Annotated in this window: 11 protein-coding genes and 2 pseudogenes; 5 read left to right on the forward strand and 8 right to left on the reverse strand. The window is 41.5% G+C overall.

All coding sequences use genetic code 11. The features are described from left to right. Nucleotides 1–105: pseudogene (locus tag NDI42_RS27390) on the forward strand (IS1 family transposase); the annotation flags it as partial. Nucleotides 106–295: 190 nt separating this feature from the next. On the opposite strand, the pseudogene NDI42_RS27395 reads toward NDI42_RS27390, so the two are convergent. After that, nucleotides 296–535, reverse strand: a pseudogene (locus tag NDI42_RS27395) (IS4 family transposase); the annotation flags it as partial. A 209-nt stretch (nt 536–744) separates the two neighbouring features. Beyond that, nucleotides 745–2,184, reverse strand: coding sequence for an isochorismate synthase (locus NDI42_RS27400; RefSeq protein ID WP_190460640.1), 1,440 nt, complete (start codon nt 2,182–2,184; stop codon nt 745–747). 319 nt (nt 2,185–2,503) lie between these two features. On the opposite strand from NDI42_RS27400, the gene menA reads away from it, so the two are divergent. From menA to NDI42_RS27415, 3 genes are read left to right on the forward strand one after another with little or no spacing between them, the layout of a single operon-like run. After that, nucleotides 2,504–3,406: a 2-carboxy-1,4-naphthoquinone phytyltransferase gene (menA, locus tag NDI42_RS27405; RefSeq protein WP_190460642.1), complete on the forward strand. Its 903-nt coding sequence runs from the start codon at nt 2,504–2,506 to the stop codon at nt 3,404–3,406. A 3-nt stretch (nt 3,407–3,409) separates the two neighbouring features. Continuing rightward, nucleotides 3,410–4,432, forward strand: a complete 1,023-nt coding sequence (locus NDI42_RS27410) for an o-succinylbenzoate synthase (protein WP_190460644.1) — start codon at nt 3,410–3,412, stop codon at nt 4,430–4,432. Then, nucleotides 4,417–5,787 (forward strand): 2-succinylbenzoate--CoA ligase, encoded by a 1,371-nt coding sequence (locus NDI42_RS27415; protein WP_190460647.1) that lies wholly within the window; start codon nt 4,417–4,419, stop codon nt 5,785–5,787. Before NDI42_RS27410 ends, NDI42_RS27415 begins: the two co-directional genes overlap by 16 nt. An 11-nt stretch (nt 5,788–5,798) precedes the next feature. On the opposite strand, the gene NDI42_RS27420 is transcribed toward NDI42_RS27415, so the two are convergent. From NDI42_RS27420 to NDI42_RS27440, 5 genes are all read right to left on the reverse strand, one after another. Next, nucleotides 5,799–6,233, reverse strand: coding sequence for an acyl-CoA thioesterase (locus NDI42_RS27420; protein WP_190460649.1), 435 nt, complete (start codon nt 6,231–6,233; stop codon nt 5,799–5,801). Nucleotides 6,234–6,245: 12 nt separating this feature from the next. Further along, on the reverse strand, nt 6,246–8,417 hold the full coding sequence (locus NDI42_RS27425) for a DEAD/DEAH box helicase (protein WP_190460651.1): 2,172 nt from the start codon (nt 8,415–8,417) through the stop codon (nt 6,246–6,248). Between the two features lie 136 nt (nt 8,418–8,553). Next, nucleotides 8,554–9,876 (reverse strand): ATP-binding protein, encoded by a 1,323-nt coding sequence (locus NDI42_RS27430; protein WP_190460653.1) that lies wholly within the window; start codon nt 9,874–9,876, stop codon nt 8,554–8,556. Nucleotides 9,877–9,961: 85 nt separating this feature from the next. Continuing rightward, nucleotides 9,962–11,008 carry a tellurite resistance TerB C-terminal domain-containing protein gene (locus tag NDI42_RS27435; protein WP_190460655.1) on the reverse strand — a complete coding sequence of 349 codons (1,047 nt, stop codon included), beginning with the start codon at nt 11,006–11,008 and terminating at the stop codon, nt 9,962–9,964. 44 nt (nt 11,009–11,052) lie between these two features. Further along, entirely contained in the window at nt 11,053–12,357 is a 1,305-nt protein-coding gene (locus NDI42_RS27440; RefSeq protein ID WP_190460657.1) for an ATP-binding protein, read from the reverse strand. A gap of 69 nt (nt 12,358–12,426) precedes the next feature. Between NDI42_RS27440 and NDI42_RS27445 the strand changes: the two genes are divergently transcribed. After that, complete coding sequence (locus NDI42_RS27445) at nt 12,427–12,741, forward strand: TMEM14 family protein (RefSeq protein ID WP_190460659.1); 315 nt, start codon at nt 12,427–12,429, stop codon at nt 12,739–12,741. A gap of 645 nt (nt 12,742–13,386) precedes the next feature. Here the strand turns inward: NDI42_RS27445 and NDI42_RS27450 are convergent. Next, on the reverse strand, nt 13,387–13,869 hold the full coding sequence (locus NDI42_RS27450; RefSeq protein ID WP_190460661.1) for a Panacea domain-containing protein: 483 nt from the start codon (nt 13,867–13,869) through the stop codon (nt 13,387–13,389). Nucleotides 13,870–14,009 lie beyond the last annotated feature (140 nt).

Here is a 14,009-nt window from a genome sequence, read left to right on the forward strand (position 1 = left end):
CGTTTGGTAAGAAAAACTCTTTCGTTCTCTAAAAAACTCTCCAATCATATAGGAGCTATTTGGTATTTTATTCATGAATATAACGCCAGTTTATCTATAGAATGAAAAACTGGCGTTATCATTACTATGCAGGACTACCTATATAGCCAAACTTGGGTAAGTTTTTTAGATAATTCTTGGGGTATCGTTGAAGATTTAATAAGATTAAATCGCAATAAATTAGAGCATTATTTACGAGGGATGAGGGCTATGAAGCTGATTGTATCAACGTTTTAGCTTTCATGTCGCCCCCTCAGAGCCATTCCTTAACGATGGGGAACCAAATTTTCTCAATAGTCAGATTTGGTAAGGATAAAAATCTTTGGATTCTTTTTCTTCTACTCTCAAATTTAATCGCCAAAGGTAGAGCATTTGCTAACTTTTCTAAAGTAACTTCTTTTATTGACTGTAAGAGATTTAGCAAAATTTTTAGGAGCAGGTATTCTGCTAAACTCAATTGACTTTTTAAACGGTTTTGGTAAAATGTGGGTATCATTATCATTAGGTAGGTCTTATTGACAAAACTAGACCTATCTTTTTTTATCACAAAATGTTACCCGCCTTACATACAAAGCTTTTTAGCCTATTTCGTCGCCCCTTCAGGGTTCTAACATTTGGTAGGGCCTTTTTGATTGCCATGCCCCTAGATATATCACACCCAACTCTTGAATTGCTATAAAGCATCCTTATGGGAGACTAACTTGATTAAACTAAAGCTTTTAGAAGTGCCTGGAGTTTGAGTTGAATTTCTGCTAATTCTTTTTCAGGCTCGGAACCAGCAACAATACCCGCACCTGCGTATAGTCTGGCGCGACAATCATCTATTAATGCTGAACGAATTCCGACAATAAATTCGCTGTCACCTCTGCTATTTATCCAACCGAGGGGCGCGGCATATAATGATCTGTTGAAAGTTTCATAGTGGCGAATTTCTTCTTGGGCAATCTCTGTGGGCGCACCAGCAACTGCTGGGGTAGGATGCAGTTGGGCGACAATTTCTAAAGGATTAACGTCTGCTGGTAATTGTGCCTGGATTGGTGTCCATAAATGCTGGATATTTAGCAGTTGTAACAGCTTTGGTTGCGATAATATTTCAGGGTGTAAGCCAAGCTGGGATAAACGTTGGGTAATGAAATCAATCACAACCCGATGCTCTCGTCTTTCTTTTTCACTTGTTAGTAACCGATTCGCTAATTCGGCATCTTCATCTGTGGTTTTACCTCGTGCTGCTGAACCAGCCAAAGCATCAGTTACTAATTTATGATTATGAATACTAATTAACCGTTCCGGGCTGGCACCAATAAAATTTTGTCCATTGCCGTTACTGGTGGAAAAGATATAGCAGTCAGGATGGCGTATTCGTAAATGGTTAAGGGAAGGAATTAGCTGGAAAGGAATAGGGGAAATAACATCAAAGGCGTGAGCTAAAACAATTTTATCAATTTTCTTGGATTCGATTGATGATAATGCCTTTATAACAGATGATTTAAAGTGAGTGACATCTGTTACATTTTGTTTGATAAATTTGTTTCTAGCATCAATTGCTATATTTAGTAAATTAGCACTATTAAGCCTTTCTACACCTGCCATTTTTATTGAATGAAAGGTACGCCATAAGCTTTCCGATAAATCTTGAAGATTTATTTCTGAATTTATGGCAATATTCGCAACTACTACTGAAATGTTTTTTCTAAAAGCGATTTGCCAACGGGGTAAAAATATGGTTGCAGATGGAAAAGGTGAATCAGGCTCTAAATTGTTATTAAAGAAAGTGAAGCTACAGAAAAAATGAGGCCCATAAAAAGGAAGATTGATAGCGCCGATGCTGGTGGTATTAGCAAGACAAGATTGAATAAACTGTTGGGATTGGTAAAATCTATCTGGACTTTCTAATTTCAGCGATGTTACGCTGTCAATGGCAGCGATCGCTTCCCCTTGTCCTGGCTTTTCAAAGTAAAAGTGTAGTTGCTCTGGTAAGCCTATTGCCTGAAGTACAGCTAGCGGATCGACATCTGGAATTTCTTGAGAAATACTCAGGATTTTTGTTTGTTTCTTTGGCAGAGAGGTCTGCTTAAATTTTAACAAAAATTGGTATAGTTCCTTAGAGTCTTGAAAGAGGTTAGAACGGAGTGGTGTTAATGTCATGCAAATCAGGGTAAAAAAAAAATTCTGAAGTTTGTTTTCAAATCTGATTAACAATTTCTCAATCGTGCTATAGCTAGATGTATGTCAGTTCCGGCCTGGGGAAGCCTGCTACCGCAAGCCTTTGACTCCTCGGATTAGCGCCTGCCTTAGGGTATTGTAACCAAAATTTCTCCTACCGGAGACTGGGATGCTTCTTTTAGGGTACTGCGAAAAAGGCGCTTTCTGGAGAGAGTGAGAAATATACTTTCACCGTACCGCGCCGCAACTTCCTTAAAGCCGGGATGAGTAAACTGCTAGTAATTTAATCAAGCTACTACTGATGACTACAAGTTTCATAGAACAGCCAAATAGTAAGTTGTGGATGGCGGCAATTAAGCCACCCATGTACAGCGTTGCCATTATTCCAGTTTGGGTGGGGACAGCTGTTGCTTTTGCTAAAACTCAAATGTTTCATGTAGGAATATTTTCTACGTTTTTAATATCAGCAATTTCACTTATTGCCTGGATTAATTGCAGTAATGATGTGTTTGATTCGGAGACGGGTATTGATATAAACAAAGCCCACTCATTGGTAAATTTGACAGGTAACAAATCCTTGATTTTTTGGATTTCAAATCTGTTTTTAGGGTTGGGTATACTAGGAATCCTAGCGATCGCATTATGGCAACAAGACCTCACAGTAATCGGGTTGATACTCCTGAGTTGTGCATTGGCATACAGCTATCAAGGGCCTCCCTTTCGCTTAGGCTACCAGGGTTTGGGGGAAATTATCTGCTTTATTTGCTTTGGCCCTCTGGTAGTCTCGGCGGTTTATTATAGTCAAGCAGGTGCTTGGTCAATGACCAGCCTCGCCGCATCTATCATTGTAGGGATTGCCACAAGTTTAATTTTGTTTTGCTCCCATTTCCACCAGGCAGTTGACGATTTGGCAGCCGGAAAGCGATCGCCTATCGTCCGACTTGGAACGAAAACAGGATCGCAGCTATTACCTTGGTTTTGCGGTAGCATTTATGCGCTGACAGGCATATTTGTAGTCTCGCAGATTTTCCCCGTTTGGACGTTGCTAGTGTTAGCGACTTTGCCCCTTGCCTGGAAATTATGCACTCACGTCCAGCAGAATCACGATCAGCCAGAGAAAGTTAGCAACTGCAAATTTATCGCAGTAACCCTGCATTTTTGGAGTGGGTTACTGTTGGGATTAGGGTTTGTACTGCCATTTTAGCTGATGCAATATCGATTCGAGTTTCGTCCTTATCAGCGGCAATTTGCGCGATCGCTTTCCACCAATCATGGCACTTGGAACATCCGCGAAGGCATCATTATTCGCCTCACCGATGAAAATGGGCAAGTCGGTTGGGGTGAAGTTGCCCCTTTGCCCTGGTTTGGTTCCGACACTCTAGAACAAGCCTTAGATTTCTGTCGCCAAGTGGGAGAGAAAATTACCGCCGAGGCGATTTTCAACCTCCCTGCTGAACTTCCCGCCTGTCAATTTGGCTTCGAGTCCGCTTGGGAAGATACACATTTTTTAGATAAGGGACTAACCCCCCAACCCTCCTTCCCTTCAAGGGAAGGGGGGGAATTGAAAACCCCTTTCCTACAAGGAGAGGGGTTGGGGGAGAGGTTCTATAGTGGCTTATTACCAGCTGGAGAAGCTGCCTTACATCAATGGCAGACACTCTGGAACCAAGGATATCGCACCTTCAAATGGAAAATCGGTGTCGCCTCAATTGAAGAAGAACTAAATATTTTTCACCAGCTAATTCAAGCATTACCGCAAGAGGCAAAATTGCGATTAGATGCCAATGGCGGACTTAGCTGGAATGAAGCAAACGAATGGTTGAAAGAATGCGCTTGTGTTGAGATTATCGAATTTCTGGAACAACCGCTAAGAGTTGGCGAAGAAACTGCTATGACGGAATTACGCGATCGCTATTTTACCCCCATAGCCTTAGATGAATCAATTGCCACACTCAACCAAATACAAGCTTCTTACCGCAATGGTTGGCGAGGCATATTTGTAATTAAACCCTCCATAGTTGGTTCCCCCAGTTGTTTGCGACAATTTTGCCAACAACATCAAATCGACGCAGTTTTTTCCTCAGTATTTGAAACCGCCATTGGGAGACAAGCCGCACTCAAACTAGCAGCTGAATTATCCTCTCCAAATCGTGCAGTTGGTTTTGGCATCAACCACTGGTTTAACGAAGATGAAGAAACCACCTTTGAAGACTTATGGAAACGCCTTTAGAATATCTCAAAAAACGTACTGGCGATGATTGGCTAATTGGTGAAGACAGCCACCAATTTACCAGCCTCGCCGAACAGTTATTTCTTCAATTAATCCAAGAAAATCAGCCAAAAATATTACTATCAGAACCAGAACCGATAAAATTTATCGCCAGCTTCATCGCCGCCGTAGCCGCAGGTTCTCCAGTTTTTCTCTGTAATCCCAATTGGGTAAAACAGGAATGGCAACAAGTTATAGATTTAGTCCAACCAGACATAATTTTAGGACAAGATATAGCAACCAACAGACAACAAAGATATTCCCCAATTCCCTACCCCCAATCCCCAATTCCTAATTCCATCATGATTCCCACAGGTGGTTCATCAGGCAAGATTAAATTTGCAATTCACACCTGGGAAACATTAATGGCATCCGTACAAGGTTTTATAAAATATTTTCAATTAACTCAAGTCAATTCTTTCTGCGTGCTACCCCTGTATCATGTCAGCGGATTAATGCAATTTATGCGCTCCTTCACCTCAGGAGGAAAATTGATAATTCAACCATTTAAAGCATTAGAAGCCGGAGAAAGATGTAACATTGAACCATCCGAATTTTTTATATCTTTAGTACCAACCCAGCTACAACGTCTCCTACAGAATCCAGAATTAGCCGCCTGGTTATCCCATTTTCAGACAGTCCTATTGGGAGGCGCACCCGCTTGGGGGGAACTTCTGGAACAGGCAAGACACCAAAACATCCGACTAGCACCTACCTATGGCATGACAGAAACCGCCTCACAAATTGCCACCCTCAAACCAGAAGAATTCCTCAAAGGTAACAACAGCTCTGGTCAAATTTTACCTCATGCTAAAGTAACAATTTGTAGTCCTAATAACGAAATATTAGACATCAACGAAACAGGAATTATTTACATCCAGACTAATTCCTTAGCACTTGGTTACTATCCAGAAACATTCCCAAATAGCCACCAATTCCAAGTAGATGACATAGGCTTCATTGATAAACAAGGTGACATAAACATCATCGGACGTAACAGCAATAAAATCATCACAGGTGGCGAAAATGTGTTTCCCTCTGAGATAGAAGCCGCAATTCAAGCCACAGGCTTAGTTGCCGATATTTGCATTATTGGCTTACCAGATTCCCATTGGGGAGAAATCGTAACAGCAATTTACATCCCCAGTAATCCCGAAATTTCTAGTAACACCTTGCAAACCGCAATCGAGAATAAACTTAGTAAATTCAAACGTCCCAAACAGTGGATTCCAGTAGAAACCTTACCACGCAATTCTCAAGGCAAAATAAACCTTGAACAACTACAAAAAATAGCTACAACAAACACACCAAACTAAATCCCATCCCTCTAGGTCTTCTGCGCCTCAGCGGCTCCTTCCTCCTCCCCCCACTCACGCAGCCATCTCACAATCTCCGCAGAAAACTCTTTTCTACTTCTACTAACCGCATCAATACAAACGTGCCTAGTAATTGCCTTAGCGACTATCTTATCAGCGGCAATAAACTGATAATCAATTTCAAATTTATCGCTACTCAAATACTTACACCTTAACTTAATAAATATCTCGTCCCCGCAAAACATCGGACGAAAAAAATCTACACTAGCATGAACAATAGGAATAGCAACAGACGAATTACTAAAAAAGACCTTAAGATTAATACCAGATGCCGCCAAAGACTGCTCATAAGCTTCGTGGCACATTGCTAAAACATTAGCAAAGTAAACAACACCAGCGGCATCAGTATCTTGAAAACGAATTGTGCGAGTGTAATTAAACGCCATTTATCGATTTTATTACCATGTACTAATAATATTTTCTAATTCCTCAACATCTAGACAGTCCATAGCAAATGCCTTAGAAAGCAAATTTTGAGGAATGAATTCATCATATTTTTGCAATTTTAAAGGTTCTTCAGTAGCAACTAAATCATGGGATAAAATCCTTTGATTGCCAAAAGAAAGGATTTCATCCCGAAGCTCTTGAGATTGGCTTTTACCTAACTTAACTGTTAGATAATAAGGAGCCTTACCTCCTATGCGTTTAATATCCAGCGACTCTCGGCAAAAGAAATTCAAAAACCTTTCCAAAGTGCGGTAGGTGACAGTACCCATCCAAGGGAAAATGCAGCAAGTATTACCTTCTATTGAAACTATATTATTTTTTTGCAATCCAGCACTTCCAGCTAGTTCTCGAACTGTATTCAAACGTTTTTTAGCATTATTTTTTAAATAAATATACTGAGTATCTTCAAAAAGAACCTGTCGCATCCGTTGCAGAACTTTTGTATGAATATTGCTACTGCCACCATACCAAGAAATACTAGACGGGCCCTTAACTTGTTTTACAAAAACATTTCTTGATTTTAAACAAACATCTATAACTTCCCAAGTTCTGCCTGCCAAGGCAAACAAATTACCAACAGGGGGAGCCATAACAATACTGCCAATTGCCATAGAGTCGTCCCTGACGACATACTCAATAGTGTCTGAGAATACAGCATAAAAATGAAAATTTTTGACAATTTTCTCCCCTGCCATACCAATAATTAATTCCCCCTGCCCAGTCTGCTGAATATGCTCAATTTCAATCAAGTGATGCAGTAACTGCCGGAAATCATCTTTGGATATAGCAGCAAAGGGTGGTAAGGATAAAACTTGCTGAGCAAGAGCAGCGGGTGAGAGTTCACCCATTGCCATCAAAATGCTCATTGTTTGGTGATAAAGAAGGCTTAATGGGTATTTAACAGGCTTGATTGGCTCAATCCAACGTTCTTCCAAGTAAAGTTGAATAATAGCTATAGATTGCAACAGTTGCCAGGGAATTTGTTTCGGAAGTGATTCCTCACCTGACGGCTCATCTTCCGCACAAACAAACCGCATATCTGCTGCACTACCTCGCCTTCCCGAACGTCCCAACCTCTGCAAGAAGCTAGACACAGAAAGAGGTGCTTCCAACTGAATTACCCGCTGTAATTGACCTATATCAATCCCTAATTCAAGGGTGACTGTTGCAGCAGTAACAGATGGAGCTTTTTTATCACGCATCGCGTCCTCAGCAGCTTCCCTTAAAGAGGCAGAAATACTGCCATGATGGACGTGATAAATATCTGGTAATCCTTCAGATTCGGCAATTTGTCGTAGGTTAGCGATAACCGATTCTGTATCAGAGCGATTATTAGCAAAAATTAAACACTTTCGGGATTTGGTGTTATCAAAAATATGCTTATAGTAAGGATTAATAAATGATTCATCAGCATTATCGGAAATATAAAAATGTTCCAAAGCTAAGTTAACTTTCCGTTGTCCACCATCGATATCAGGAGTAACAACTGGAGTTTCGGTTCCTGAACGAAGCCAATCTTCAGCTATGGAATAATCGCCAAGGGTCGCAGACAAACCAATCCGACGCGGCGGTTTTTTTACAAATTTTGATAGGCGTGCTAACTGGCAAAGAATTTGGCAACCGCGTTCGGAACCCATAAAGGCATGGATTTCATCAATGATGATAAAGCGCAAATCTCCGAATAGACGAACCAGTTCTTTATTTTTATTAATTAACAAGCTTTCTAAAGATTCTGGAGTAATTTGCAAAACGCCTTTAGGATCTCTTATTAGCAGTTCCTTGCGACTTGAGGAGACATCGCCGTGCCAGTGCCAGACAGGGATATCGGCTTCTTTTAATATGTCATTTAGACGCTCAAATTGGTCGTTAATTAGCGCTTTAATAGGACTGATGTAGAGTGCGCCGATAGTTGTGGATGGATTCTGATGTAGTAAGGTAAGAACTGGCAGAAAAGCAGCTTCTGTTTTTCCCGAAGCTGTTCCCGCAGCAAGCAATAGGTGAACATCTGTGTCAAAAATTACCCGACTAGCTTCTATTTGAACGTGCCTTAATTCCGTCCAATCGTGAGTGTAGATATATTCTTGAATAAATGGCGCTAATCTCTCAAAAGGCTGTTTACTCATAAGCTATATTTGACTTTTAGTTTCTGCTCTCTTGTTTCTCTTCACTTCGCGTCCTATAGCGAAGAGAGCGTATGGCTACACTAATGCGTCTAAGCGCTAACGTCAGGCTCCGCCAACGCGGTTCATTCCTCTTAACTCATAAAGTAAATTCTGCAAATTCGTTATCGCCATCCACATCTGAATTTTTGCTTGGAGGAGTGGGTTTAAAATTTTCCCCGCGAATCAGTTCATTAAAAGAAATGTCTGGATTTTGTTGCATTATGTTTAAGATACTGATGAAATCGCGGACAACTTCGCGGGGGGTCAGAAATTTTTCAGCACCTAAACGATTGACAACCTCTTGCATAAATTCTTGCAATTCGCTGGGTTTAAGAGTTTTATTATAGTTGTAATGGGCAGCATGAACATCAACCAATCTATGTAAAAGTTCAGAGATATTTTGGGGAGTTAATGTTTCTAGCTGGATGACTGGTGCTGAGATATCTTTATGACCGTTTTTAATACGACTGCTTAAACGCGATCGCAAGGCTTCATCACTATACAACCCCCGGCGTTTATCTTCAACAAATTCTGGCGTACCACCCAGATAAATCCCCAGGTTTTCTGCTCTCCCCTGCATCGTGTCGTTGAACATCGCTAGCAGCTTGTCGTAATTTTTCTGACGGGAAGCTGTATGAGTAATCTTGTATAAATGTACAGCTTCATCCAGCAAAATTAAAAGTCCTTTGTAACCGATGTCAGAAATAAACTTAGCAAATAATTTTAGGTAATCATACCATGTTTCATCATCAATAATGACGCGCACACCCAGCGCTGATTTTGCCTCAGTTTTAGTACCAAATTCTCCCCGCAACCACCGCAATGCAGCTTCTTTTTTATCATCATCATCCAAGCGATAGCCGCGCCAATAAGCGATGATAACATTGGCAAAATCAAACCCATGAACTAAGCCTTCTACGTCCTTAACTACTTCCCTAATTCTCGTTTCTACTAAATCGTCAAAACCGCTGTCATTGGGACGCATACCGTTATCTTGCGCGACTTGGTTTTGAATCCCATTAATCCAGCCTTCTAAAATTGGTGTTAAAGCACCACCTTCAGGACGAATTTTCGTAGAAAAATTCTGCATTAATTCCCGATAAGTTGCTACACCTTTCCCGTCAGTTCCTGTTAGTCTGCGTTCCGGAGATAAGTCAGCATCAGCTACCACAAAACCTTTCTCCATAGCGTAGTTACGAATCAGTTGCAGCATAAAGCTTTTACCTGAACCGTAACGTCCTACTATGAAGCGAAATGCTGCACTACCTTCGCCAATATTATCCAGATCCTGTAAAACAGCTTTAACTTCTTTTTCTCTACCTACAGCAATATATTCCAGACCAATTCTAGGCACAACTCCTGCACCAACTGAACTGATTAAGGCATTAGATATTCTTTTGGTAATTTTAAGTTTTGTCATGGATTTAACATGAGTTGATAAGTAATTATTTACCATCCTCTGTAGAGTGGGCATTGCCCACAATAACACCATTGGAGGGCATTGCCTACAAAATTATATTTTTAACTTTTGTTAAATATTCCTGTGCGATTGCTGGCGGAACCGACACCGATCCAGGCTCTATAATCAGATCGCCAATTGTATCCATAGCAAGCTCGTTTATAGCATCAATTAAGAGTTGGGGCATTGTGATGTTTTCTTCAGCAATCTTTTTTATTGTTCCACCTGGATTATTTTGCTCTAAAATTGCTTTGAGTATTTGAATATCATCATCACTAAGCCTTGCTTTTAACTCAGCCCATTCTGAAGGTATTTCCTCTAGTTTAGTTTTTGTTTCTCGAAAAGGCGTTTTCTGACGCGACTTTTCCTTTGGCTGTTTTATTTCGTAAATTTGAAACTGTAATTGCCTAAGCTCTAATTGTAAAGATAGCAAAGATTGATTTAGCTCAGCTTTCTGCATCTCAAAAGCCTGAATTTGAGTTTGCAGGTTTTCGGCTTCTGATTGTAAGGGACGTTTTTGCTTTTTTAAGTTGGTTATCTCCTGCTCTAAGACGCTCTTTTCCTTTTGATTTTCTGTGAATTGAGCTTGCATTTTGCTGAGGTCGGAGCGTAGAGAACTCAAACTTAATTCTGTTTTTTGTTTTTCTGATATTATAGCCAGCAGCAATTGATTAAGTTCAGTTTTTTGCGTTTCCAGAACTTGAACTTGAGTTTGGAGAATAAAACCTTGATCTTCTAACTGGTGCCTGTAGGCTCCTAAATTGGCTATCTCCCGATTCAGCACATCCCTCTGGTTATGTCTTTCGGTAACTTGGAGATTTAGTTGATTGAGACTAGACTGCAAATAATAAAGATGCTCCTCTAAATCTTGTCTTTCTCCATCTATAGCTTGAATTTCGTTTAGGAGAAAATTCTTTTGCTTCCTTTGTTTATTTTCTACAACTAAAGTTCCCGCATAAGTAGCAGGTACAGTAATTACCCCTGTAAGCAGCGCTTTTCCGAAGTCTCGGTTAGCAACAAGTCCGATAAAAAAACTTACACTGAAGGCAACTGACGAGAGTAAAATTCGATTACTTAGCTTTGTCGATCGCATATTGCTTGTTGGCTCCAGTCAGCAGTTCCCAACTTTTTACATTATTATGTGTTTACGGTTAAATCGGCTTTGAGAAAGTCAATAAATTGTCGTGCTGTGCGCCCAGAACGCCCGTTGTGACGAGTTGCCCATTGGAGGGCGCGATATTCCAAATCTTCCTGGCTGAGGGTAATTTCCGCTTGGGCTGCAAGATGTCGGATAATGTTTAAATAGGTGTTCTGATCCGCTGGTTCAAAGGTTAAAGTAAGACCAAAGCGATCGCTAAACGAAAGCTTTTCCTGCACCGTATCCCAAGCATGGATTTCTTCATTGTCTCGCGTGAGCGGGCGATCGCCAAAAAATTCTCGAATCAAGTGGCGGCGATTGGAAGTCGCATACACCGCCACATTTTGCGATCGCGCAGTTAAATTACCCTCCAACACAACTTTAAGCGCTTTGAAAGCGTCGTCATCTTCCTCAAAGGAGAGATCGTCAACAAAAATAACGAATTTCTGAGGAACACCCCGCAGCTGCTCCACAATTTCTGATAAATCTCTCAAGTCAGATTTCGCCACTTCCACAAGGCGCAAATTTCCAGTACCAGACTCATTTAACAACCCCTTTACCAAAGAAGATTTGCCACTACCACGACTGCCATACAGCAAAACGTGCAAAGCTGGATAACCAGCAAGCAAAAATTTTGTATTCTTCAGCAAAGCGTCTCGCTGAGACTCGTAGCCGACTAATTCCGTAAGCTTTACAGGATCGGGATGGCTAATTCCCACCAGTTGCCCCGATTGCCAGCGAAAAGCGCGATACTCAGCAAATAGTCCCGTGCCGTAGTCATGGTAATGCGCTGCCAGATATTCCAGCGCCTCTGCCCAATTTTCTAAAATTTGGAATTTATCCCGGATGGGCAACTCATGAATTGCCCCTACTATCCCATCCTGCTGCTGGTTCCAGGCAACGGGAGCAGCAGGCAGCTTAGCGGCAGCTTGCACCCACCTACTCAACTGGTCGCTACTGCAATTGTAGAGGCTCTGCAAGGCTTGTAAATCATGCTGGGCAGCAGCTACCAGAGCTGGAGATAGTAAAGATGCCTGCTGGACTTGCCTGGTAAAGGGATTATCGGTTCTGAGGATTTGCGTAATCAGGTAGTTTTCCCAGCTTTGATTTTTGGCGGCTAAAGCTTGAAACCACCTACCGTAAGCTTGCAGGCAAACCAGTCCATCGGTGTCGCCATCGCATAAGGCTTGCAGGAGATTCAGGAAAGCCGAACCGACTTCACCCGCAAGAACGGATTTATAGAGTAACAGGGACGCCGCTTGGCGTTGCAGGAATTTAATTGAAGCGATCGCTTGAGTATCCATCAATTACCAGAGTGATCTACCGAGAGCTATGGTAAATTGTCTGCCGACCCTAAAAATAGGTTTCAACCAATGAATCTGGGAATTATCAGCGCGATCGCATATGGCATCTTAGCAATTATTGGCGGCATTATTGGCTACTCTCAAGCGCAAAGTAAAGTTTCGTTAATTTCTGGTATTGTCAGCGGTATATTACTGATTCTCGGCGGAGTGATGCAATTACAGGGACAAGCGTGGGGGCTGATTTTAGCAACCGTTGTTACCGCTGTTCTCGTAATTGTCTTCGCCATCCGCTTGGCGAAAACTCGCAAGTTTATGCCTGCGGGATTGATGAGTGTCTTAGGTTTGGTAACGCTTGCGGTGATGGTGCGACAACTGATGGCTTGAGGATAGCGCAACTCTAGCTTTCTGGATCTATCCCCAGTGCGCGTAAGTGCCGCCAAGCGTTCTGCACAAAGGCATCGGCGGATTTTCGCAATCCCACTTATATTCAACCTGGGAGATTGTCTCTTTTTTTACCTCGGTTGACATGGCACAGTCCCTACTTTGAGGTTTTGGATTAGTACATTTATATTAGAGGAAACCTGGTTTTTTAGGGCTTGAGTTGACGAAGCGATCGCTTCGTCAATGCAGCTTTTAAGGGATCGTGTACTTCAGCTATAAAGATTATGGTCAGGGTCAAGCCAAACAATGTAAAAAATATTTTCAATAAAAAATCCATGTACTCTACCATGTTCATTCGATGATATTTGGAACTGGTATGGTAGGTCTACGAGCTGCTCTTCACCAGGAAAGCCAAAACAAGTCTCAGTAGTGTCATCCCAATCTATAGGATGGCATCGAAGACTCTGGTTATCCCTCATTTCATTGACTCTCATCGTTGATAAGTCACGCAGTCTGTTTAGCAAGGCTTCTAAATATCTTGCGTCCTTATTTTTAATCGAGAACTTTTCATTCTTATCTATCAAAAACTTGAAAGAAAAAGAGATACCCAAGGGTTGTTTCGGCTCATTTTTCTTTACCCTTGGGTTGTCATGCTGGACATTCTTCTTGTTGATTTTCTTCCCCAAGACCCTGCCTGTAATATTCTCCCATTAATGGCTTCGGAATTATAGCATTAGAAGTTTCATCTTTAGGTAAACCGTTCCTTGCCATAATCCACGGGTCTTCCTGATGAGTCATCAGCTCTAGCTCAAAAGCATCACATCCGAAATACTCATCTGCTACTTCGTCCAACAATCCTTGCACTTCTTTGGAGAAGTTTGGTTGCTCTACTTGCTTGTCAATAGGCTTCCATCCAAACTGCTTGTACTCCTGATACAAAGTAGGAATAACAGGCCCATGCACCCAAGCTTCAAAGTCTTCATCAAATAGAGGAGCATTATAGACAGCCAAATGCCAAGCTTGGGCATAATACACCAGCTTCTGTAGCTTGAGGTTACTGATAAATGAGCCAGTCTCATTAGCTACATGAATGAAATAATCGGCAATAGCGGCTGCGGTTGTAGGAGCCATAGCTGCCTCCTGTTGTGTTAATGATATTATAGCGTTTCCTAGTCTGCTGAGGTACAGTAACAGCAGTGTGTAAACCAATTTTGGATGTCCTTCAAGGAGAGCTTATTAAATGCTTCCTCTATGGCTTTGGCTAAGTCAGG

It is taken from the genome of Funiculus sociatus GB2-C1 (assembly GCF_039962115.1).
Classification (GTDB): domain Bacteria; phylum Cyanobacteriota; class Cyanobacteriia; order Cyanobacteriales; family FACHB-T130; genus Funiculus; species Funiculus sociatus.

What these genes read in the sequence shown, in the direction of transcription:
- NDI42_RS27400 (WP_190460640.1), bottom strand. Translation starts at nt 2,184, where the DNA reads ATGACATTAACACCACTCCGTTCTAACCTCTTTCAAGACTCTAAGGAA.
- menA (WP_190460642.1), top strand. Translation starts at nt 2,504, where the DNA reads ATGACTACAAGTTTCATAGAACAGCCAAATAGTAAGTTGTGGATGGCG.
- NDI42_RS27410 (WP_190460644.1), top strand. Translation starts at nt 3,410, where the DNA reads ATGCAATATCGATTCGAGTTTCGTCCTTATCAGCGGCAATTTGCGCGA.
- NDI42_RS27415 (WP_190460647.1), top strand. Translation starts at nt 4,417, where the DNA reads ATGGAAACGCCTTTAGAATATCTCAAAAAACGTACTGGCGATGATTGG.
- NDI42_RS27420 (WP_190460649.1), bottom strand. Translation starts at nt 6,233, where the DNA reads ATGGCGTTTAATTACACTCGCACAATTCGTTTTCAAGATACTGATGCC.
- NDI42_RS27425 (WP_190460651.1), bottom strand. Translation starts at nt 8,417, where the DNA reads ATGAGTAAACAGCCTTTTGAGAGATTAGCGCCATTTATTCAAGAATAT.
- NDI42_RS27430 (WP_190460653.1), bottom strand. Translation starts at nt 9,876, where the DNA reads ATGACAAAACTTAAAATTACCAAAAGAATATCTAATGCCTTAATCAGT.
- NDI42_RS27435 (WP_190460655.1), bottom strand. Translation starts at nt 11,008, where the DNA reads ATGCGATCGACAAAGCTAAGTAATCGAATTTTACTCTCGTCAGTTGCC.
- NDI42_RS27440 (WP_190460657.1), bottom strand. Translation starts at nt 12,357, where the DNA reads ATGGATACTCAAGCGATCGCTTCAATTAAATTCCTGCAACGCCAAGCG.
- NDI42_RS27445 (WP_190460659.1), top strand. Translation starts at nt 12,427, where the DNA reads ATGAATCTGGGAATTATCAGCGCGATCGCATATGGCATCTTAGCAATT.
- NDI42_RS27450 (WP_190460661.1), bottom strand. Translation starts at nt 13,869, where the DNA reads ATGGCTCCTACAACCGCAGCCGCTATTGCCGATTATTTCATTCATGTA.